At 63.6% G+C, this 18682-nt stretch carries 18 protein-coding genes, 1 tRNA gene and 1 pseudogene; 17 read left to right on the top strand and 3 right to left on the bottom strand.

Features of this window, described 5'->3' with window-relative positions:
* Positions 1 to 144: 144 nt before the first annotated feature.
* Genes AruCF_RS29330 through AruCF_RS25050 form a run of 6 tightly spaced genes read left to right on the top strand, consistent with a single transcriptional unit; the run spans position 145 to position 3056 of the window.
* Positions 145 to 1383: a hypothetical protein gene (locus AruCF_RS29330; RefSeq protein WP_157130053.1), complete on the top strand. Its 1239-nt coding sequence runs from the start codon at positions 145 to 147 to the stop codon at positions 1381 to 1383.
* Between the two features lie 3 nt (positions 1384 to 1386).
* Positions 1387 to 1767, top strand: a complete 381-nt coding sequence (locus AruCF_RS25065; RefSeq protein ID WP_083036936.1) for a hypothetical protein — start codon at positions 1387 to 1389, stop codon at positions 1765 to 1767.
* Positions 1768 to 1787: 20 nt separating this feature from the next.
* Positions 1788 to 2093, top strand: a complete 306-nt coding sequence (locus AruCF_RS29325; protein WP_157130052.1) for a hypothetical protein — start codon at positions 1788 to 1790, stop codon at positions 2091 to 2093.
* Between the two features lie 9 nt (positions 2094 to 2102).
* Positions 2103 to 2366 carry a DUF7940 domain-containing protein gene (locus AruCF_RS29715; RefSeq protein ID WP_083036935.1) on the top strand — a complete coding sequence of 88 codons (264 nt, stop codon included), beginning with the start codon at positions 2103 to 2105 and terminating at the stop codon, positions 2364 to 2366.
* Positions 2338 to 2802 carry a lysozyme gene (locus AruCF_RS25055; protein WP_083036933.1) on the top strand — a complete coding sequence of 155 codons (465 nt, stop codon included), beginning with the start codon at positions 2338 to 2340 and terminating at the stop codon, positions 2800 to 2802. Before AruCF_RS29715 ends, AruCF_RS25055 begins: the two co-directional genes overlap by 29 nt.
* A complete protein-coding gene (locus AruCF_RS25050; protein ID WP_254431153.1) occupies positions 2799 to 3056 on the top strand; it encodes a hypothetical protein in 258 nt (85 codons plus the stop codon). The genes AruCF_RS25055 and AruCF_RS25050 overlap by 4 nt, the downstream gene beginning before the upstream one ends.
* Before the next feature lie 480 nt (positions 3057 to 3536).
* Here the strand turns inward: AruCF_RS25050 and AruCF_RS25040 are convergent.
* A tRNA-Ser gene (locus tag AruCF_RS25040) sits at positions 3537 to 3627 on the bottom strand.
* Positions 3628 to 3882: 255 nt separating this feature from the next.
* Between AruCF_RS25040 and AruCF_RS30265 the strand changes: the two are divergent.
* The 3 genes and pseudogenes from AruCF_RS30265 to yaaA form a co-directional block, all read left to right on the top strand.
* Positions 3883 to 4029: pseudogene (locus tag AruCF_RS30265) on the top strand (cation:proton antiporter domain-containing protein); the annotation flags it as partial.
* Between the two features lie 382 nt (positions 4030 to 4411).
* Positions 4412 to 5194: a 3-hydroxybutyrate dehydrogenase gene (locus AruCF_RS25030; protein WP_049071820.1), complete on the top strand. Its 783-nt coding sequence runs from the start codon at positions 4412 to 4414 to the stop codon at positions 5192 to 5194.
* A gap of 16 nt (positions 5195 to 5210) precedes the next feature.
* A complete protein-coding gene (gene yaaA / locus AruCF_RS25025; protein WP_049071823.1) occupies positions 5211 to 5981 on the top strand; it encodes a peroxide stress protein YaaA in 771 nt (256 codons plus the stop codon).
* Positions 5982 to 6060: 79 nt separating this feature from the next.
* Here yaaA and AruCF_RS25020 read toward each other — a convergent pair whose 3' ends face one another.
* Entirely contained in the window at positions 6061 to 8283 is a 2223-nt protein-coding gene (locus AruCF_RS25020) for an FUSC family protein (RefSeq protein ID WP_049071825.1), read from the bottom strand.
* A gap of 494 nt (positions 8284 to 8777) precedes the next feature.
* On the opposite strand from AruCF_RS25020, the gene AruCF_RS25015 reads away from it, so the two are divergent.
* The 4 genes from AruCF_RS25015 to pssA all read left to right on the top strand — a co-directional run bounded on the left by AruCF_RS25015 (position 8778) and on the right by pssA (position 13101).
* Positions 8778 to 10493 (top strand): acetolactate synthase 3 catalytic subunit, encoded by a 1716-nt coding sequence (locus AruCF_RS25015; RefSeq protein WP_049071827.1) that lies wholly within the window; start codon positions 8778 to 8780, stop codon positions 10491 to 10493.
* Positions 10494 to 10503: 10 nt separating this feature from the next.
* Positions 10504 to 10995 carry an acetolactate synthase small subunit gene (gene ilvN, locus AruCF_RS25010; RefSeq protein ID WP_006389117.1) on the top strand — a complete coding sequence of 164 codons (492 nt, stop codon included), beginning with the start codon at positions 10504 to 10506 and terminating at the stop codon, positions 10993 to 10995.
* 68 nt (positions 10996 to 11063) lie between these two features.
* Positions 11064 to 12080 carry a ketol-acid reductoisomerase gene (gene ilvC, locus AruCF_RS25005; protein WP_049071830.1) on the top strand — a complete coding sequence of 339 codons (1017 nt, stop codon included), beginning with the start codon at positions 11064 to 11066 and terminating at the stop codon, positions 12078 to 12080.
* 247 nt (positions 12081 to 12327) lie between these two features.
* On the top strand, positions 12328 to 13101 hold the full coding sequence (pssA, locus tag AruCF_RS25000; RefSeq protein ID WP_006389119.1) for a CDP-diacylglycerol--serine O-phosphatidyltransferase: 774 nt from the start codon (positions 12328 to 12330) through the stop codon (positions 13099 to 13101).
* 60 nt (positions 13102 to 13161) lie between these two features.
* Here pssA and AruCF_RS24995 read toward each other — a convergent pair whose 3' ends face one another.
* Positions 13162 to 13680, bottom strand: coding sequence for a hypothetical protein (locus AruCF_RS24995; RefSeq protein ID WP_049071833.1), 519 nt, complete (start codon positions 13678 to 13680; stop codon positions 13162 to 13164).
* A 318-nt stretch (positions 13681 to 13998) separates the two neighbouring features.
* On the opposite strand from AruCF_RS24995, the gene rpsO reads away from it, so the two are divergent.
* The 4 genes from rpsO to AruCF_RS24975 all read left to right on the top strand — a co-directional run bounded on the left by rpsO (position 13999) and on the right by AruCF_RS24975 (position 18681).
* Complete coding sequence (rpsO, locus tag AruCF_RS24990; RefSeq protein WP_006223612.1) at positions 13999 to 14268, top strand: 30S ribosomal protein S15; 270 nt, start codon at positions 13999 to 14001, stop codon at positions 14266 to 14268.
* 90 nt (positions 14269 to 14358) lie between these two features.
* Complete coding sequence (gene pnp, locus AruCF_RS24985) at positions 14359 to 16515, top strand: polyribonucleotide nucleotidyltransferase (RefSeq protein ID WP_049071836.1); 2157 nt, start codon at positions 14359 to 14361, stop codon at positions 16513 to 16515.
* Between the two features lie 204 nt (positions 16516 to 16719).
* Positions 16720 to 17448 (top strand): hypothetical protein, encoded by a 729-nt coding sequence (locus tag AruCF_RS24980; protein WP_049071840.1) that lies wholly within the window; start codon positions 16720 to 16722, stop codon positions 17446 to 17448.
* A gap of 15 nt (positions 17449 to 17463) precedes the next feature.
* Positions 17464 to 18681 carry a threonine ammonia-lyase gene (locus tag AruCF_RS24975; RefSeq protein ID WP_049071842.1) on the top strand — a complete coding sequence of 406 codons (1218 nt, stop codon included), beginning with the start codon at positions 17464 to 17466 and terminating at the stop codon, positions 18679 to 18681.
* The last annotated feature ends 1 nt before the right edge of the window (position 18682 follow it).

Here is an 18682-nt window from a genome sequence, read left to right as displayed (position 1 = left end):
TAGGGCGCCACCAAAAAGGGAGAACTCCCAGATATGGTCGAGAACAAACTGTAGAACGTTCATGGGCTGATCGATTAGTCGTCCGTAGGTCAAAAGTATAGCCACTCCTCAACCGGGTGGCTTTTTTCATTTAGAGGTGTGTGAATGCCACGCAACGGAACCGGCGGCTATAGCCTGCCGAACAATTCTTGGAATCCGGCAGTTAACGGGAATGCGGCGACGGCCGCCGACTGGCAGACGCTGGCGAACGACATTCAGGCCGCGATTCAGCAGTCCGTATCGTCCGATGGCCAAACCCCCATGACGGGCAGTCTCAAGATGGGTGGCTATGCCATTACCCAGTTGGGTGCGCCGACGGGTACCGGGCAATCACTACGTTGGGAACAGCTGATCAAGGGAAGTGATATCGCATCGGCATCCTTGATCACGATTCCCAATGAAGGATCGCTTTTCGATGTCACCGGTACGACGACCATCAACACACTTGATGGCTCAGCCCCTGGACGTACGGTCACGCTTCGTTTTACCGGAACTGTCACCCTTACCAATTCAGCCAGCCTTGTGCTGCCCAACGGCAAGAACCTAATCGCGTATCCCAACGAAACATATGTGTTTTGCCAAGTTACGCCTGGGGTCTGGCAATTTTGCGGCGGCACTTTCATGCTTCCGTCAAAGTTCCGCCAAGGTGGAGTGATCACCACGACCACGAATACAGCCACTGTGGCAGCTGGAGCGTGGCGTAGTTCAGCGAACGACACTAATTTGGTGCTCACCTCTGCGATGACAAAAACGCTCCAAACTAGCGGAGCGTGGGCAGCTGGGTCCGGCAACAACGGGCTATTCTCCGGCGCCGCAGCAGTTTCCACCTGGTATCACGTCTTCGTTATTCGAAACACTACGACTGGCGCGGTGGATGTCGGGTTCGATACCTCCCCGACCGCCGCAAACATTCCGTCCGGATATGTTGCCTATCGACGCGTGGGAGCGATCTTCAACCAGGCCGGAGGCACGATCCGTTCATTCCTCCAGGATGGGAACCTATTCCGGAACACGGCCCCGATTATCAACCTGAATAATAACGGGCTGGGCGCTCCTAACACTGTGGTGGTGTCTTGCCCGACCGGCGTTCGATGCTTGGCTAACCTGACCGCAGTCGTAGCGACCCAAGCCACCTATGGAACGGCATTTGTATATGCCACCGATGAGTCCGATCGTACGTCGGATTCGGTGGCAAGCGCATTTGGCGGCGCCGGCTTCCTGACTGCTGGCCACATATCCGTCCTGACCAACACGTCGGCGCAGGTCATGATGCGTGGCACCGGTTCCATCCCATCGGGAGCCTTTCTCAGCACCAACTCGTATGTTGACTTTATTGGAGATTGAGCAATGCCTTATATCGATCCTACGGGAGTCAACCCCGGGTGGTCAGACGATGAGCAGCCGGGTATGGGCTTGACGCAATGGTCCGATGAAATTCCCACTATTGATGTGTTTGTCTTCTCTTGTCGCGAGTTCCGAGCACGCGTAACGGCAGAAGAGCAAGCGGCCATCCGTGCGGCGGCGATGACGGATATGGAAGTGGGTTTGGTCTACGACGACTTCCAAAGCGCCCAGGCGGTCGATCTGCGTCATCCTGACGTTATTGCGGGCCTTTCGTTGTTTGTTAGCAAGGGACTTCTTACCGAAGCGCGCAAACAAGAATTGCTAAAGCCGGACGTTGTAAAGGATCTGGCTGAGCTGATGGCGCGTCAGAAGCAGCTTGCATAGGCCCGGGCAAAGGAATGCATATGGAACAGCCCTATGGTGATCTGGTAAGCCGTGTTTCGGTTTTGGAGCGTCGCGTAGACCGCTTGTATGCATGGGGCGCAGCAGCCTTTTTCACAGGCTCCCTATTGAGTGGTGGCTATATCTGGTTTGGCAATCGGAGCGTGAACCAATTGGACCAGGTGATCAGTTCTGTCAATTCGGTGCAAACAGACGTCCTGCTTATCAAGAAGGACGCGGATCGCAAAGATCGGGAATGGAGTCTCATCCGGCAAATGGTGAAAAAAGGGGGGGCACCCGATGTATCAAAAACTCTCAACGATGAGTAGGTTTCAACGATGCGATTGATCCCCAACTGGCGCCGTTGTTGGCGCATGACTTCGGTCCAGATCCAGACGCTAGCGCTGGCCTTTTTCTCTTATCTGACGGCGGTCCCTGATGCAGCAATTCAACTTTGGAGCATTCTTCCGGTCGATATTCGCGAATCCATTCCGCCGGGGTACGTCAAGTGGTTCGGAATCGCCCTCATCGCCCTCGGCATCGTTGCCCGCGTCATCCACCAGCCCAAGCTCAGTGAGCCAAAGCGGCCTGAAGATACTTAAGCACTACGAGGGCGGCCGGCTGGAGGCGTATCAGGACATCGTAGGTATCTGGACGATTGGGTACGGCGATACGGAGAACGTCCAGCCGGGCATGGTTATCACGCAGGCCGAGGCGGAAGAACGTCTGCAAAAGCGGTTGGCAAGGGACTTTGAGCCATCCGTATGTCAGTGCTTGACCCGCGCAGCTACGCAGTACCAGTTCGATGCGATGGTCTGCTTGGCCTACAACATCGGCGCTGTTGCCTTCGCTAATTCCACCTTGGTGCGCCTGTTCAATGCGGGCGACATTCAACTAGCTGCCGACCAATTCCCGCGCTGGGACAAGGCCGGAGGGAAGTCCGTCAAGGGGCTGCGGCGCCGTCGTGCTGCTGAGCGCGCTCTATACCTTGGCGAACCGGTCGATAAGGCAATCTCTATTGGGGATAAGACGCCATGATCCAAATGCTATTAGGCGAATTCTGGCCGTATCTGGCCGGAGGTGTTGCCATTGTCCTGGCCTATTTTGGCGTGCGCCTCAAAGGCAAGTCAGACGGCCGCCAGGAAGTGCAGAACCAGATCAACAAGCAGGCGGTAGAGTCCGCCAAGGAAGCCCGTGATGTTCAAGCTAAGATCGATCGTATGCCCGATGGTGGTTCTATGGCTGAGCTTCGTCGCAAGTGGATGCGCAAGCCGGGAACCGGTGGGCAATGAATTTTGCGTGGTGTCCAGCCCGATCTACATCGCCGAGGGTGACTTTCTGACTCAGCGCACGGCGGATAAGGTGCTGGCTCACAATGAGCTTGGTGAAAGGCTTTGCGATTGGCCAGGGGCTGACGACTAGCGCTTGAGCGGGAATACGGCAGTAGCCACGTACTCGCGGTCACTGGACAACTTGATTTCGTCATCTGCTCCAGGCTCGCGCATCCAGTGACTGCACCCCTCATCCGGGAAGGATGGGGCGATCGGGAAGTGCGGTTCGTAGCGGCAGACCGGGCGGCGCCCCTCGTCGGTCGTCTCGCCGTGGAAGTGCGTGCAGACCCAGCAGCCGCCAGGGTGGATAGGGGCGGTGAAGTAGGACATAGCTGTATGAATATACAGCTGGCACAAAAGCCGGGCAAAATTTCCCCCACCAGCCCAAAAGCAAAAGGCCCCTTTCGGGGCCTCTGCAAAGCACGTAAGTGCTTGAAATACTGGCGGAGAGGGTGGGATTCGAACCCACGGTACGGGGATACCGTACGCCTGATTTCGAGTCAGGTACATTCGACCACTCTGCCACCTCTCCGTGGCTGGATTCCGCAACGGTGAAATTCCAGTGGCCGGTGTCAGGGCGAACCCATCAGCGGTTCCTGGTTTCCCACGATCAGATTCCTGGTCGGAAGAATCTGCGTTGTCGGAGCAGCGAAGCCCGCAATTCTACAGCAAAAAAACTTTTGTGTAAAGCCTTTCGCTGTTGGGCGCTTCAGACGGTTTCCCCGGCTTCCCCCATGGGTAATCTTTGCGCAGAATCGGACTGTCTCGAACCGCACGCTTCGCGCCGATGAATCTGATCCTCATCCTGTTGCTGGCCGCCGTCCTGTGCGTGCCGCTGACCCAGCGGCTGGGGCTGGGCGCGATCCCGGGCTACCTGCTGGCCGGCGTGCTGGTGGGGCCGTCGTGCCTGAAGCTGGTGACCGACGTGGGCGACATGGTCAACCGCCTGATGGACCTGGATCAGCGCGACGTGCTGGCGGTGGTGGTGGCGGTGTCGATGGGCGTGGTGCCGATTCTGATCAAGCTGCTCGAGCGCGTGCCGGAGCGGCTGGGGGGCATGGCGGACCTGCCGGCGCCGGCGCCCGCCGAGACGGCGCAGGACCGGTCGGATTCCGCGCCGCCGCCGCGCCAGGCGGAGCCGCCGGATTCGCCGTCGCCGCGTCCTTGACCCCGCGCCGCGTGGGGGCATGGCATGATGGGCGCCTTGCCGGGCAGCTACACTTGACACTGTTTTTCAGCCCGTGTTTCGCCCACGGCGCCGGCCGGTGTGTTCCGGCCGCCGTCCGCCTTCCGCGCCCCGCCACAGGAGAACATCTATGCTCAAAGGAAAAGTCGCAGTCGTCACCGGTTCCACCAGCGGGATCGGCCTGGGTATCGCCACCGCGCTGGCCGCGCAGGGCGCCGATATCGTCCTGAACGGCTTCGGCGACGCCGCCGAGATCGAAAAGGTGCGAGCCGGCCTGGCGGCCCAGCATGGCGTCAAGGTGCTGTATGACGGCGCCGACCTGTCCAAGGGCGAAGCCGTGCGCGGCCTGGTCGACAACGCGGTGCGCCAGATGGGCCGCATCGACATCCTGGTCAACAACGCCGGCATCCAGCACACCGCGCTGATCGAGGACTTTCCCACCGAAAAATGGGATGCCATCCTGGCGCTGAACCTGTCGGCCGTGTTCCATGGCACCGCCGCCGCGCTGCCGCACATGAAGAAGCAGGGCTTCGGCCGCATCATCAACATCGCCTCGGCCCACGGCCTGGTGGCCTCGGCCAACAAGTCGGCCTACGTCGCCGCCAAGCACGGCGTGGTGGGCTTCACCAAGGTGACCGCGCTGGAAACCGCCGGCCAGGGCATCACCGCCAACGCCATCTGCCCGGGCTGGGTGCGCACCCCGCTGGTCGAAAAGCAGATCTCGGCGCTGGCCGAAAAGAACGGCGTCGACCAGGAAACCGCCGCGCGCGAACTGCTCAGCGAAAAGCAGCCGTCGCTGCAGTTCGTCACGCCTGAACAACTGGGCGGCACGGCCGTCTTCCTGGCCTCCGATGCCGCCGCGCAAATCACCGGCACCACCGTCTCCGTCGATGGCGGCTGGACGGCGCGCTGATCAAAGGAACCTCCGAATGCTGTTTCTGCTTTCCCCCGCCAAGAAGCTGGACTACGACTCGCCGGTGCACGTCGAGACGCACACCCAGCCTTTGTTCGTGGACCAGGCCGCCGGCCTGATCAAGGTCCTGAAGACCAAGACCGCGGACGACATCGCCGAACTGATGAGCCTGAGCCCGGCATTGTCCGAGCTCAATGTGCAGCGCTATGCGCATTGGAAGCGCACCTTCACGCAGGCCAATTCGCGCCAGGCCGTGCTGGCCTTCAACGGCGACGTCTACGAGGGCCTGGAGGCTTCGACCCTGTCGGCCAAGCAACTGGACTGGGCTCAGGAACACGTGGCCATCCTCAGCGGCCTGTACGGCGTGCTGCGGCCGCTCGACCTGATGCAGCCGTACCGCCTGGAAATGGGCACGCGCCTGGAAACGCCCAAGGGCAAGAACCTGTACGAGTATTGGGGCAGCGGCATCGCCGAGTACCTGAACGAGCGCCAGGCCGGGCAGAAGGCGCCGGTCATCGTCAACCTGGCTTCCGAAGAGTATTTCAAGTCGGTCGACCTGAAGACGCTCAAGGCGCGCGTGGTGCAGTGCGTGTTCCAGGACTGGAAGAACGGCGCCTGGAAGATCATCAGCTTTCACGCCAAGCGCGCGCGCGGCCTGATGGCGCGCTACGCCATCCTGCACAAGGTGTCCAAGCCCGAGGGCCTGCACGGCTTCGACCTGGAAGGCTACAAGTATGACGCCTCGGCCTCGACCGAGGACAAGCTGGTGTTCCGCCGCAAGCTCTGAACGGGACGCGGGTGCCACGCCAGGCCGGCCTCGAAAGGGCCGGCTTTTTTTGCGCCCGGGCGAAGCGCGGCGGCTCGATTCAGGCCGGCGCCGCGACCGGCGGCGCGTGCTGCGGATCGGCCAGCGCCAGCAGTTCCTGGCGGATCATGTGCGCGGCCTTGATCATTTGCTTGACGGGATAGACCAGCGCCGCCTGCTCGCCTTCGGTGTCGAACTGGGTCGGCAGGTCGGCGGGGGGCTGCGCGCGGTTCTCGTCGAGCAGGTCGACCATGCCGGCCAGCGCCCGCTGCACCGCCTCGGGCGTAGCCGGCAGCGCGGCCAGGATGGGAATGGCGGCGGTGATCTGCGAGGCCAGCACGTGGTTCTGGATCAGCAGGTTGTTCAGTTCGGGCACGCTGACCTGGTGCGACTTGGGCTCGCTCATCATGCGGTAGAAGGCCTCGGCGAAATTGCTGAAGGCGATGTGCACGTTCTTGCGCGCCAGGCGCCAGGCCAGATCGGCGTCGGTGACCGCCGGGGTGGCGTCGGCGGCCGCGCCCACCGGGGCGCCATGCGCCTGCATCGCTTCCACGTAGCGCATGCCGGCCATCAGGTACTCGCGGTTGGCGCGGGTGGCGGCCGCCGCCAGCGGCTTGAGGTAGCGCGCCTCCCACCAGGGCAGGATGTAGCTGCACACCAGCGCCAGCGCGCAGCCGATCAGCGTGTCGATGGCGCGTTCGCCGATCACCGCCATCGACACCGTGCCGGGCGAGACGAAGTGGAACACCAGCACCACGAACAGGGTATTGAAGATGGCGCTGGCCATGTAGTTCAGCTGCACCATGCTGTTGCCCATGATGCAGGCGCCCAGCAGCACCGCGAACAGGATGGCGGGCTTGTCGGTGACGTTGAACAGCAGCAGCGCGCAGATGCAGCCGATCAGCGTGCCCATCAGGCGCCAGCCATTGCGCTGGCGGGTCAGCGCGAAGCCCGGCTTCATGATGATGACGATGGTCAGCATGATCCAGTAGTTGTGCGCCGAGAACGCCGGCGACAGCCAGCGGCTGGCCAGCGTCATGGCGATGGCGGCCGCCGCCGTCACGCGCAGGGCGTAGCGAAAGTGCGGCGAGTCCAGGCGCAGGTTGCTGGTCAGCAGGCCGACCCGGAATTCCTGGCGCGAGATGAAGCGCGTCAGCGATTTGTTGATGCGCAGCACGTCGGTGGGCTTGGCGTGCGGCGAGGCGGCGGTGTGGTCGGCCAGCCGGTCGACGATGCGGGCCGAGTTGCGCAGCCGCCGCAGCACCTGCACGATCAGCGCCAGCATCTCGGGCTCGCGTTCGCCCAGGCCCTGTTGCTTGAGCTGCTCGATCTCGTATTCGATGGCGCGCAGTTCGGCCTTGGCGCTGCTGCGGTATTGCACCTTGCGGCCGCGCGACACGTCCAGCGCGATGCGGTTCAGCTCCAGCGACATCTTCACCAGCGCGTCGCGCATGAACATCAGGCAATCGTTGCCGGCCAGCGCGCGCCGCAGCGCGGCGTAGTCGGTGTGGGTGGCCACCAGCGTGTCCAGCAGCTGCAACATGTCGACGAACATGTTCCAGATCATCACGCGCTGGCGGTCGCCCAGGCCCTTGCCACGGGGCAGGGCGCGCAGCACCATGTCGCGCGCGGCCTGGTGCTTTTCGGTCATGACCGACTGCCGCTGGATCAGGTTGCGGTAGGCCTCGTCCAGGTCGGCGGTCTCATCGTAGAAGGCGGCGCGCGCGGCGACGTAGTCGGCCGTGGCGAACAGCGCCACCGACATCGCCTGTTGTTCCTCGCGCAGCCAGAACAAGCGTGAAAATCCCAGACTGAATGCCACGTAGAACAACGCGCCGCCCAGCGTCGCGGCGGCGTGCGCCAGCACCTCGTGCGGTTCCAGCGGCGAATGCATGGTCAACGTCATCAGCAGCAGGCCGGCAAAGCCGATCAGGCCGCCGCGCTTGCCGAACACCGTGAACATCGAATAGACGAAGCACTGCGCGATGACCACCAGCCAGATCAGCACCGGGTTGGTCGAGGCCAGGCCGGTGATGATGACGGTCAGCGTGCCCAGCGCGGCGCCACCCAGCATCTCGTTGGTGCGGTGCCGCTGCGGCCCGCCGGGCTGGTCGATGATGGCCAGGCATTGCGCCCCGAAGGTGGCCACCAGGCCGGTGGTGTAGTGACCGAACAAGCCGCCCAGCACCAGAACCGGCAGCAGCATGCCGACGCCCTGCCGCACCCCGCCGAAGAAGTAGTGGCTGTAGAGAAAGCGGCGAATGCTGGCAATGCGCAGATCCATGGGCGGCGGGACTCGAATCCGGGTGACGCGTCAAGTATAGAGAGGCCGGTCGCGTTTTAGGGGCCAGATGGTTACCAGACTTTCCCGCATGGCGCGGCGCGACTTCCGTGCAACGTCCGCGAAACCTCGATTTGCTACGTTTGACGCAACGCGGTAAATTGCTCCACTTGCGCCGGTCTGCCTATCCGAAACCGGCGCGATGAGGCGGATGGTCAGGGTCACCTCCCAGCCATCCTGCAGCAGACCTATTTGCCGTTGGCCGCGCCACAAGCGTGTGTTGCCAAGGCTTCCATTTCGACCTCCAGCGTCCCCCAGGGGCGTTTGCACTGCGTTCTGTCGAACGTATGTCGGGTCGGCAGGGTGTCCGGGTGGCGTGGCTCCGTGAGCCGCTAAGCGCCGGATCATGTTGCCGTAGCCGGCATGGGTTCCGTTGCCGCCGTATCCGGGCGCGCAGCAGTCAGGGTTGCAGGGCCGGTTTTGAAAGGAATGACAACATGGAAATGAATGGCGCCGATATCGTCGTGCGCTGCCTGGCCGATGAAGGCGTGGAACACGTTTTCGGCTACCCTGGCGGCGCGGTGCTCTACATCTACGACGCGATTTTCAAGCAGGACAAATTCCAGCATATCCTGGTTCGTCACGAGCAAGCCGCCGTGCACGCGGCCGATGCCTATTCGCGCTCGTCGCAAAAGGTCGGCGTCTGCATCGTGACCAGCGGTCCGGGCGTGACCAATGCCGTCACCGGCATCGCCACCGCCTACATGGACTCCATCCCCATGGTCATCATCAGCGGGCAGGTGCCCACTGCGGCCATTGGCGAGGACGCCTTCCAGGAATGCGACACCGTCGGCATCACCCGTCCCTGCGTCAAGCACAACTTCCTGGTGCGTGACGTCAAGGACCTGGCCGAAACCATGCGCCGCGCGTTCTACATCGCGCGCACCGGCCGTCCCGGTCCGGTGCTGGTGGACATCCCCAAGGACATCACCGTCGCGCAGTGCAAGTACACCCCGCCCAAGGGCGAGATCTCGATGCGTTCCTACGCGCCCGTCAACAAGGGCCACCAGGGGCAGATCAAGAAAGCCGTGCAGATGCTGCTGGCCGCCGAGCGGCCGATGATCTACACCGGCGGCGGGGTCATCCTGTCGAACGCCGCGCCCGAGCTGAACAAGCTCGTGTCGCAACTGGGCGCGCCCTGCACCAGCACCCTGATGGGCCTGGGCGGCTTCCCGGCCAGCAGCGGCCAGTTCGTGGGCATGCCCGGCATGCACGGCACTTACGAGGCCAACATGGCGATGCAGCACTGCGACGTGCTGCTGGCCATCGGCGCCCGTTTCGACGACCGCGTGATCGGCAATCCCAAGCACTTCGCCCAGAACGCCCGCAAGATTATCCATATCGATATCGACCCGTCGTCGATCTCCAAGCGCGTGCGCGTGGACGTCCCGATCGTCGGCAACGTCAAGGATGTGCTGGCCGACCTGAGCGCGCAGTACGAGGCCGCCTCGGCCGAGCACAAGCCGGCTTCCATCGCCAAGTGGTGGGAGCAGGTCGAGACCTGGCGCGGCAAGGAATGCCTGAAGTTCGCCAATTCGGACGAGGTCATCAAGCCGCAGTACGTGGTGGAAAAGCTCTGGGAAGTGACCGGCGGCGACGCCTTCGTCACCTCCGACGTGGGCCAGCACCAGATGTGGGCCGCGCAGTACTACAAGTTCGACAAGCCGCGCCGCTGGATCAACTCCGGCGGCCTCGGCACCATGGGGGTGGGCCTGCCGTACGCCATGGGCGTGCAGATGGCCAATCCGGGTCATGACATCGCCGTGATCACCGGCGAGGCCTCGATCCAGATGAACATCCAGGAACTGTCGACCTGCGCCCAGTACCGCCTGACGCCCAAGATCGTCTGCCTGAACAACCGCTTCCTGGGCATGGTGCGGCAGTGGCAGCAGATCGACTATGGCTCGCGCTATTCCGAGTCGTACATGGATTCGCTGCCCGACTTCGTCAAGGTGGCCGAGGCCTACGGCCACGTGGGCCTGCGCATCGAGCGCCCGGCCGACGTCGAGCCGGCGCTGCGCGAAGCGTTCAAGAAGCACAAGGAGCGCCTGGTCTTCCTGGACTTCATCACCGACCGCACCGAAAACGTGTGGCCGATGGTCAAGGCCGGCCGCGGGCTGACCGAAATGCTGCTCGGCTCTGAAGACCTGTAAGGAGGCCACCATGAAGCACGTGATTTCCGTCCTCCTCGAGAACGAGCCCGGCGCGCTGTCGCGCGTGGTCGGCCTGTTCTCGGCGCGGGGCTACAACATCGAGACCCTGACCGTGGCGCCCACCGAGGACGCCACGCTGTCGCGCATGACCATCGTCACGACCGGCTCGGACGAGGTCATCGAGCAGATCACCAAGCACCTGAACCGCCTGGTGGACGTGGTCAAGGTCGTGGACCTGACCGAAGGCGCGCACATCGAGCGCGAGCTGATGCTCGTGAAGGTGCGCGCGGTCGGCAAGGAACGCGAGGAAATGAAGCGCATGGCGGATATCTTCCGCGGGCGCATCATCGATGTGACCGACAAGTCCTACACCATCGAATTGACCGGGGTGCAGGAAAAAGTACAGGCCTTCCTGGAAGCCCTGGACCGCAGTGCCATCCTGGAAACCGTGCGCACCGGCGTGTCCGGCATCGGCCGCGGTGAACGGATTCTGAAGCTTTGACCGGCCTTCCAGGCCAAGCCGCACCCTACATACGAACCAACGAATATCCAAGATATCTGGAGCACCCCATGAAAGTTTTCTACGACAAAGACTGCGATCTCTCCCTCATCAAAGGCAAGACCGTTGCCATCATCGGCTACGGCTCGCAAGGCCACGCCCACGCCCAGAACCTGAATGACTCGGGCGTGAAGGTCATCGTCGGCCTGCGCAAGGGCGGCGCTTCGTGGGACAAGGCCGCCAACGCCGGCCTGCAGGTCAAGGAAGTGGCGGAAGCCGTCAAGTCGGCCGACATCGTCATGATGCTGCTGCCCGACGAGAACATCGCTTCGGTCTACAACAAGGAAGTGCACGCCAACATCAAGGCGGGCGCCGCCCTGGCCTTCGCCCATGGCTTCAACGTCCACTACGGCCAGGTCGTGCCGCGTGAAGACATCGACGTCATCATGATCGCCCCGAAGGCCCCCGGCCACACGGTGCGCAACACCTACAAGCAGGGTGGCGGCGTGCCCCACCTGGTGGCCGTGTACCAGGACAAGTCGGGCGCCGCGCGCGACGTGGCCCTGTCGTACGCCAGCGCCAACGGCGGCGGCCGTGCCGGCATCATCGAAACCAACTTCCGTGAAGAAACCGAAACCGACCTGTTCGGCGAACAGGCCGTGCTGTGCGGCGGCACCGTCGAACTGATCAAGGCCGGTTTCGACACGCTGGTGGAAGCTGGCTACGCGCCCGAAATGGCGTACTTCGAGTGCCTGCACGAACTGAAGCTGATCGTCGACCTGATCTACGAAGGCGGCATCGCCAACATGAACTACTCGATCTCGAACAACGCCGAATTCGGCGAGTACGAGACCGGCCCGAAGATCGTCACCGACGAAACCCGCAAGGCCATGCGCCAGTGCCTGACGGACATCCAGACCGGCGAATACGCCAAGAAGTTCATCCTGGAAAACGCCGCCGGCGCCCCGACGCTGACCTCGCGCCGCCGCATCAACGCGGAATCGCAGATCGAAGTGGTGGGCGGCAAGCTGCGCGCCATGATGCCCTGGATCGCCGCCAACAAGCTGGTGGACAAGTCCAAGAACTGATTCCGGGTTTCGATTCCGGGTCCGCGCGGGGTTTGCGCCCCGCGCGCGCCGGCCGAAAGCGGCATGCCTGGCGAGGGCATGCCGTTTTTATTTGCGCGGAAAGTGCGCGAAGGCGGGCGCGCCGCCGGGGCGCGGGCGGGCTTTGCGCGCCGGCGGGGCCGGATTGCGGCGGGCATGGCCCTTGCTGCGGCCCGTTGTGGGGCCAGATGAGTTAACCTTTCAATGTCTGTCGTAAGTAATTGAGACCATGCCCAATTTTTCCATGCGCGATTCCGAGAACCGCCACCGAAGCATCTACCTGCTGCCCAACGCATTCACCACCGCGGCGTTGTTCGCGGGGTTCTATGCCGTGGTGCAGGCCATGAACAACCGCTTCGAGGTCGCCGCCATCGCCATTTTCGTGGCCATGGTGCTGGACGGCATGGACGGCCGGGTGGCCCGCCTGACCAACACCCAATCGGCCTTCGGCGAGCAATACGATTCGCTGTCCGACATGACCTCGTTCGGCGTGGCGCCAGCGCTGGTGATGTACGAATGGATCCTGAACGACCTGGGCCGCTGGGGCTGGCTGGCGGCGTTCGTCTACGTGGCCGGGGCCGCGCTGCGCCTGGCGCGCTTCAATACCAATATCGCGGTGGTCGACAAGCGCTATTTCCAGGGGCTGCCGAGCCCGGCGGCCGCCGCATTGGTGGCCGGTTTCGTGTGGCTGGCCGTCGACAACAAGCTGCCGATCCACGACAGCGTGATGGCCTGGGTCGCGTTCACGCTGACCATGTACGCCGGCATCACCATGGTGTCCAACGCGCCGTTCTTCAGCGGCAAGAGTTTCGCCCTGGGCCGCAGCGTGCCGTTCTGGGGCATCCTGCTGGTGGTGGCGGTGTTCGTGTTCGTTTCCAGCGATCCCCCGGTGGTGCTGTTCGGCCTGTTCGTGCTGTACGGCTTTTCGGGCTGGGTCATCTGGGCCTGGCGCTGGAACCGCGCCCGCCGGTTGCAGCAGGAGCGACGCGGCCAGTCGTCCTGAGCGCGACGCCCGCCAAACAAAAAAACCCGCCTGATGAAGGCGGGTTTTTTCGTGGTGGATTCAGCGCCACATGAAGCGGTCATCGTCGTACATCGGGTCCGGACCGGGGTGGAAGTGGGTCAGCGAATTGCCGTCGCGGCCCATGTAGACGTACATCAGCGAATTCCAGACGCCGTTTTCCTTGTAGCGATACGACCACACGACTTCGCGCTTTTCGCCCAGGCCGGCTTCCTCGATGCGGGCGGGCGGCCCGAATTCGCAGCGCACCCGGTCGGGGCCCCATTGGCCCTGTTCCAGCACCTTGAAGTGGGCGTCGGTCAGTAGCGGCATGACGCGGTCGACGCGGCCGTCTGCGCCGACGTTGGCGCCCCAGGCATACTGGCCCATGGGTTGCTGCGTCCAGATCACGCGGCGGCCGCCGTTGGCTTGCGGGCATTCGAAGTTGGGGCGGCCGAACTGGGCCTGGACGTCGGCCAGCGGGGTGCCGGGGGCGACCTGGGCAAGATTGGCACAGGCGGCCAGGCCGGCCAGGGCCGCGGCGGCCAGGGTGGTGCGGGCAATTCTGTAATAATTTGACATATTTTGGCTCCTGTTGCTTCCCGCGAGGGCGGCGGCGCGATGCCCGGCGGCGGGCCGGTGGCGTCACTGGGGTAATTCTAGCGAATCGGCTATAATCGTCAGGCTTTATCAAGTGTATTGATTTTGCAAGATGCTTTGCGCCGGCAACGGGGCTGGGCTGGACATGCGGCAAACGGGGCGCCAAGCCTTGTCTTGCGGCATTTCCAGGGTAGCGCCTGAGCAGCAGTGAGAACGCAATAACGCTTATCGCCGGCCGCGATTTTTTTCCAAACCACGTCAGGGCGCCTCGGCCCTGTCGCATGTCCGAAGAGGTCATCAATGTCTGTAGCTGACATCAAGAAATCCGATATCGTTGCGCAGTTCCAACGCGCTCAAGGCGATACCGGCTCCCCCGAAGTCCAGGTGGCTCTGCTCACCGCCCGTATCAACGAACTGACCGGTCACTTCAAAGAACACATGAAGGACCATCACTCGCGCCGCGGTCTGCTGCGTATGGTCAGCCGTCGCCGCAAGCTGCTCGACTATCTCAAGGGCCGCAATCCCGATTCGTACCGCGCACTGATCGAAAAACTCGGTCTGCGCAAGTGATCGACGGGGCTGGCTCCCCATGACGCAACCGTGGTCGGTGCGACGCATGTCGCGACGGCCACGGTTTTTCATTTGTAAGGAATAATCGTCATGTTCAATAAAGTGACTAAATCGTTCCAGTACGGCCAGCACACGGTCGTCCTGGAAACCGGCGAAATTGCTCGCCAGGCCTCCGGCGCCGTGGTGGTGTCGATCGAGGACACCGTCGTCCTGGCCACTGTCGTGGCCTCCAAGAAGGCCAAGCCGGGCCAGACGTTCTTCCCGCTGACCGTCGACTACATCGAAAAGACCTACGCCGCCGGCCGCATCCCCGGTGGTTTCTTCAAGCGCGAAGGCAAGCCGTCCGAGAAGGAAACGCTGACCTCGCGCCTGATCGACCGTCCCCTGCGTCCGCTGTTCCCCGAAGACTTCTACAACGAAGTCCAGGTGGTCATCCACACGCTGTCGGTCAATCCTGAAATCGACCCCGACATCCCCGCGATGATCGGCGCCTCGGCCGCGCTGGCCATCTCCGGCATCCCCTTCAATGGCCCGATCGGCGCCGCCCGCGTGGGCTACATCGATGGCCAGTACGCCATCAACCCGACCGCGTCGCAGCTGAAGTCCTCGAAGCTGGACCTGGTGGTCGCCGGCACCGAAAACGCCGTGCTGATGGTGGAATCGGAAGCTGACCAGCTGTCCGAGGAAATCATGCTGGGCGGCGTGGTCTACGGCCACGAGCAGATGCAGGCCGTCATCAACGCCATCCACGAACTGGTCAAGGACGCCGGCAAGCCCGATTGGGACTGGCAGCCGCCCGCCAAGGACGAGGCCCTGATCGCCGCCGTCACGTCGGCCGCCCAGGAAGGCCTGAACGCCGCCTACCAGATCCGCGAAAAGCAGGCCCGCACCACCAAGCTGCGTGAAGTCTACGCCGACGTGTCGGCCAAGCTGAACGCCGCCGCCGCCGAGAAGGGCGAGCCGGCGCCGGACGCCGTCACCGTCGACAATATCCTGTTCTCGCTGGAATCGGCCATCGTCCGTGGTCAGATCCTGAATGGCGAACCGCGTATCGACGGTCGCGACACCCGCACCGTGCGTCCCATCAGCGTGCGCCTGGGCGTGCTGCCGCGCGCGCACGGCAGCGCCCTGTTCACCCGTGGTGAAACCCAGGCGCTGGTCGTGGCCACGCTGGGCACCAAGCAGGACGAGCAGATCATCGACGCGCTCATGGGCGAGTACCGCGATCGCTTCATGCTGCACTACAACATGCCTCCGTTCGCCACCGGCGAAACCGGTCGCATCGGCGTGCCCAAGCGCCGCGAAATCGGCCACGGCCGCCTGGCCAAGCGCGCGCTGATCCCGCTGCTGCCGGCCCCGGAAGACTTCCAGTACACCATCCGCATCGTGTCGGAAATCACCGAGTCCAACGGCTCGTCGTCGATGGCTTCGGTCTGCGGCGGCTCGCTGGCCATGATGGACGCCGGCGTGCCGGTCAAGGATCACGTGGCCGGCGTGGCCATGGGCCTGATCCTGGACGGCGGCAAGTTCGCCGTGCTGACCGACATCCTGGGTGACGAAGATCACCTGGGCGACATGGACTTCAAGGTCGCGGGCACCGAAAACGGCGTCACCGCGCTGCAGATGGACATCAAGATCCAGGGCATCACCAAGGAAATCATGCAAGTGGCGCTGGCGCAAGCCCGCGAAGGCCGCCTGCACATCCTGGGCAAGATGAAGGAAGCGCTGGACGGTTCGCGCGGCGAGCTGTCGGCTTTCGCCCCGCGCATGCTGACCATCAAGATCAACCCCGAGAAGATCCGTGACGTGATCGGCAAGGGCGGCGCCACCATCCGCGCGCTGACCGAGGAAACCGGCACCCAGATCGACATCTCCGACGACGGCACGATCGTGATCGCCAGCGTCGACGAAGCGCAGGCCAAGGAAGCCCAGCGCCGCATCGTCGAGCTGACCGCCGACGTCGAAGTGGGCCAGGTCTACGAGGGCTCGGTGCTGCGCCTGCTGGACTTCGGCGCCATCGTGCAAGTGCTGCCGGGCCGCGACGGCCTGCTGCACATCTCGGAAATCGCCAACTACCGCATCGCCAACATCAACGATGTGCTGAAGGTCGGCCAGCAAGTCCGCGTCAAGGTCATCGAGGCCGACGACAAGGGCCGCCTGCGCCTGTCCATCAAGGCCATCGGTGGCATCGAGCAGCAGCAGCCCGCCGCCGAAGCCGCCCCGCAAGCGGAACCGCAAGCCGAATAAGGCCTGCCTTTCCTGCTGGAGCAAACGGCGCCGCGAGGCGCCGTTTTTTTTCCCGGGCGCGGCGCTGATTCATCTCCTTTCGTCTTTGAATCCCCGGTATCTCCCATCTTCGCGCGGCTTACGGTAAAGTCTTGCGCGTGACACGAGCGCCGGCGCGGCGCAAGCCGGCAAGGCGCCAACAGGGGGGATTCGGATGGATCGAGCATGACGCGAGGGCGAGGATTCGCCGCGGCGGCGGCCGTGCTGGCGGGGACGCTGCTGGCGGGATGCATGTCCGCTCCGGGACCGGGCCAGGGCTCGCCCAAGGGCGAGGGCATGTCGGCCGACCAACTGGTGCAGACCGATTTCAACCGTACCGTCACCCTGGAAGTGCGCGACAACCTCGCCAGCCTCTATAGCCTGCTGGACAAGCTCTACCGGCGCAATCCGCGTGAATGGCGCAAGACCGGCGCGCCGGATCACGCCACAGCGGTGGCGCGGGTCAAGCATGCGATCGAGGTGCGCATCCCGCCCGCCGACCTGGCCGGCCTGCATGACATCCAGATCCTGGCGGTGTCGCTCGATCCCAACTACAGCGGCGACCGGGTCGGGGCCTTCATCTACGGCCTGGCCGACACCATCATTGCCGCCCACAACGGCAAGACCCGCCTGTACGCCACCGACGCGCTGGACGGGCAGCGGGTCTACAATGCCGCACGGAACGTCGAGGCGGCGGCCTGGCTGCTGGCGTCGCGCCGCAACAACCAGGGCGAACCGCTGCTGCTGGCCAACGAGATGTCGCCGCAGGCCACCAACCTCAGTTTCGAGCGCGAGTTCGGCGCCATCATCGGCCGGCTCGACCTGATCGCCAACCTGCTTGGCGAGAACTCGCGGCGCATCGGCATCAACTATGCGCAAGGGCTTTTGCTGTTCAATTTCCTGCCGGTGCGCTAACAGGATTTTTCCACCGTGATCGATATCGCTTCCATCCAGACCGCCCGCGAGAACCTGCGCGGCCAGGTGCTCAAGACCCCGTTCACCCTGTCGCGCACGCTGTCCGACATCTTCGGCGCCGAGATCTGGCTGAAATTCGAGAACCTGCAGTTCACCGCCAGCTTCAAGGAACGTGGCGCGCTCAACCGCATGCTGACGCTGTCGGACGAGGAACGCCGCGCGGGCGTGATCGCCGTGTCGGCCGGCAACCACGCGCAGGGCGTGGCCTACCATGCGCAGCGCATGGGCGTGCCCGCCGTGATCGTGATGCCGCGCTTCACGCCCACGGTGAAGGTCGCCAACACGCGCCGCTTCGGCGCCGAGGTGGTGCTGGCCGGAGATACCTTCGACGACGCCAAGGCGCATGGCTACGAGCTGGCCAAGCAGCGCGGGCTGATCATGATCCATCCCTACGACGACGAGGCCGTGATCTCGGGCCAGGGCACTGTGGCGCTGGAGATGCTGGAAGACCAGCCGCAACTGGACACGCTGGTGATCGCCATCGGCGGTGGCGGGCTGATTTCGGGCATTGCCACCGCGGCCAAGGCGCTCAAGCCGGGCATCGAGATCATCGGGGTGCAGACCGAACGGTTTCCCGCCATGTACGCCGCGGTCAAGGGGGTGTCGATGCCCAATGGCCAATACACCATCGCCGAAGGCATCGCGGTCAAGTCGCCGGGTGGCTTGACGCAGCCGATCGTCAGCCAACTGGTCGATCACATCGAGCTGGTCAGCGAGGCCGACATCGAGCACGCCATTGTGGTGCTGCTGGAAATCGAGAAGACCGTGGTGGAAGGCGCGGGCGCTGCCGGCCTGGCGGCGCTGCTGCGCGCGCAGGAGGCCGGCAGCGAGCAATTCAAGGGCAAGCGCATCGGCCTGGTGCTGACCGGCGGCAACATCGACCCCTTGATGCTGGGCGAGTTGATCGAGCGCGGCATGGTGCGCGCCGGCCGCCTGGCCCGCATCCGCGTCGACCTGCGCGACTTGCCGGGCGCGCTGGCCCACGCCACCAAGCTGATCGCCGACGCCCAGGCCAATATCACTGAGGTGCATCACCAGCGCGCGTTCACCTCATTGCCGGTGCGCAACGTGGAAGTGGATTTCGTGCTGCAGACGCGCGGCCCGGAGCATATCCAGGAAGTGATCGACATCCTGAACGCGGCCGGTTTCGCGGCCAGCAACCACGATCATTGAG

This window comes from Achromobacter ruhlandii (genome assembly GCF_002082135.1).
In the GTDB taxonomy this organism is placed as follows: Bacteria; Pseudomonadota; Gammaproteobacteria; order Burkholderiales; family Burkholderiaceae_B; genus Achromobacter; species Achromobacter ruhlandii.
This window is presented reverse-complemented; position numbering and strand designations above follow the sequence as displayed.

What these genes read in the sequence shown, in the direction of transcription:
- AruCF_RS29330 (WP_157130053.1), top strand. Translation starts at nt 145, where the DNA reads ATGCCACGCAACGGAACCGGCGGCTATAGCCTGCCGAACAATTCTTGG.
- AruCF_RS25065 (WP_083036936.1), top strand. Translation starts at nt 1,387, where the DNA reads ATGCCTTATATCGATCCTACGGGAGTCAACCCCGGGTGGTCAGACGAT.
- AruCF_RS29325 (WP_157130052.1), top strand. Translation starts at nt 1,788, where the DNA reads ATGGAACAGCCCTATGGTGATCTGGTAAGCCGTGTTTCGGTTTTGGAG.
- AruCF_RS29715 (WP_083036935.1), top strand. Translation starts at nt 2,103, where the DNA reads ATGCGATTGATCCCCAACTGGCGCCGTTGTTGGCGCATGACTTCGGTC.
- AruCF_RS25050 (WP_254431153.1), top strand. Translation starts at nt 2,799, where the DNA reads ATGATCCAAATGCTATTAGGCGAATTCTGGCCGTATCTGGCCGGAGGT.
- AruCF_RS25030 (WP_049071820.1), top strand. Translation starts at nt 4,412, where the DNA reads ATGCTCAAAGGAAAAGTCGCAGTCGTCACCGGTTCCACCAGCGGGATC.
- yaaA (WP_049071823.1), top strand. Translation starts at nt 5,211, where the DNA reads ATGCTGTTTCTGCTTTCCCCCGCCAAGAAGCTGGACTACGACTCGCCG.
- AruCF_RS25020 (WP_049071825.1), bottom strand. Translation starts at nt 8,283, where the DNA reads ATGGATCTGCGCATTGCCAGCATTCGCCGCTTTCTCTACAGCCACTAC.
- AruCF_RS25015 (WP_049071827.1), top strand. Translation starts at nt 8,778, where the DNA reads ATGGAAATGAATGGCGCCGATATCGTCGTGCGCTGCCTGGCCGATGAA.
- ilvN (WP_006389117.1), top strand. Translation starts at nt 10,504, where the DNA reads ATGAAGCACGTGATTTCCGTCCTCCTCGAGAACGAGCCCGGCGCGCTG.
- ilvC (WP_049071830.1), top strand. Translation starts at nt 11,064, where the DNA reads ATGAAAGTTTTCTACGACAAAGACTGCGATCTCTCCCTCATCAAAGGC.
- pssA (WP_006389119.1), top strand. Translation starts at nt 12,328, where the DNA reads ATGCCCAATTTTTCCATGCGCGATTCCGAGAACCGCCACCGAAGCATC.
- AruCF_RS24995 (WP_049071833.1), bottom strand. Translation starts at nt 13,680, where the DNA reads ATGTCAAATTATTACAGAATTGCCCGCACCACCCTGGCCGCCGCGGCC.
- rpsO (WP_006223612.1), top strand. Translation starts at nt 13,999, where the DNA reads ATGTCTGTAGCTGACATCAAGAAATCCGATATCGTTGCGCAGTTCCAA.
- pnp (WP_049071836.1), top strand. Translation starts at nt 14,359, where the DNA reads ATGTTCAATAAAGTGACTAAATCGTTCCAGTACGGCCAGCACACGGTC.
- AruCF_RS24980 (WP_049071840.1), top strand. Translation starts at nt 16,720, where the DNA reads ATGACGCGAGGGCGAGGATTCGCCGCGGCGGCGGCCGTGCTGGCGGGG.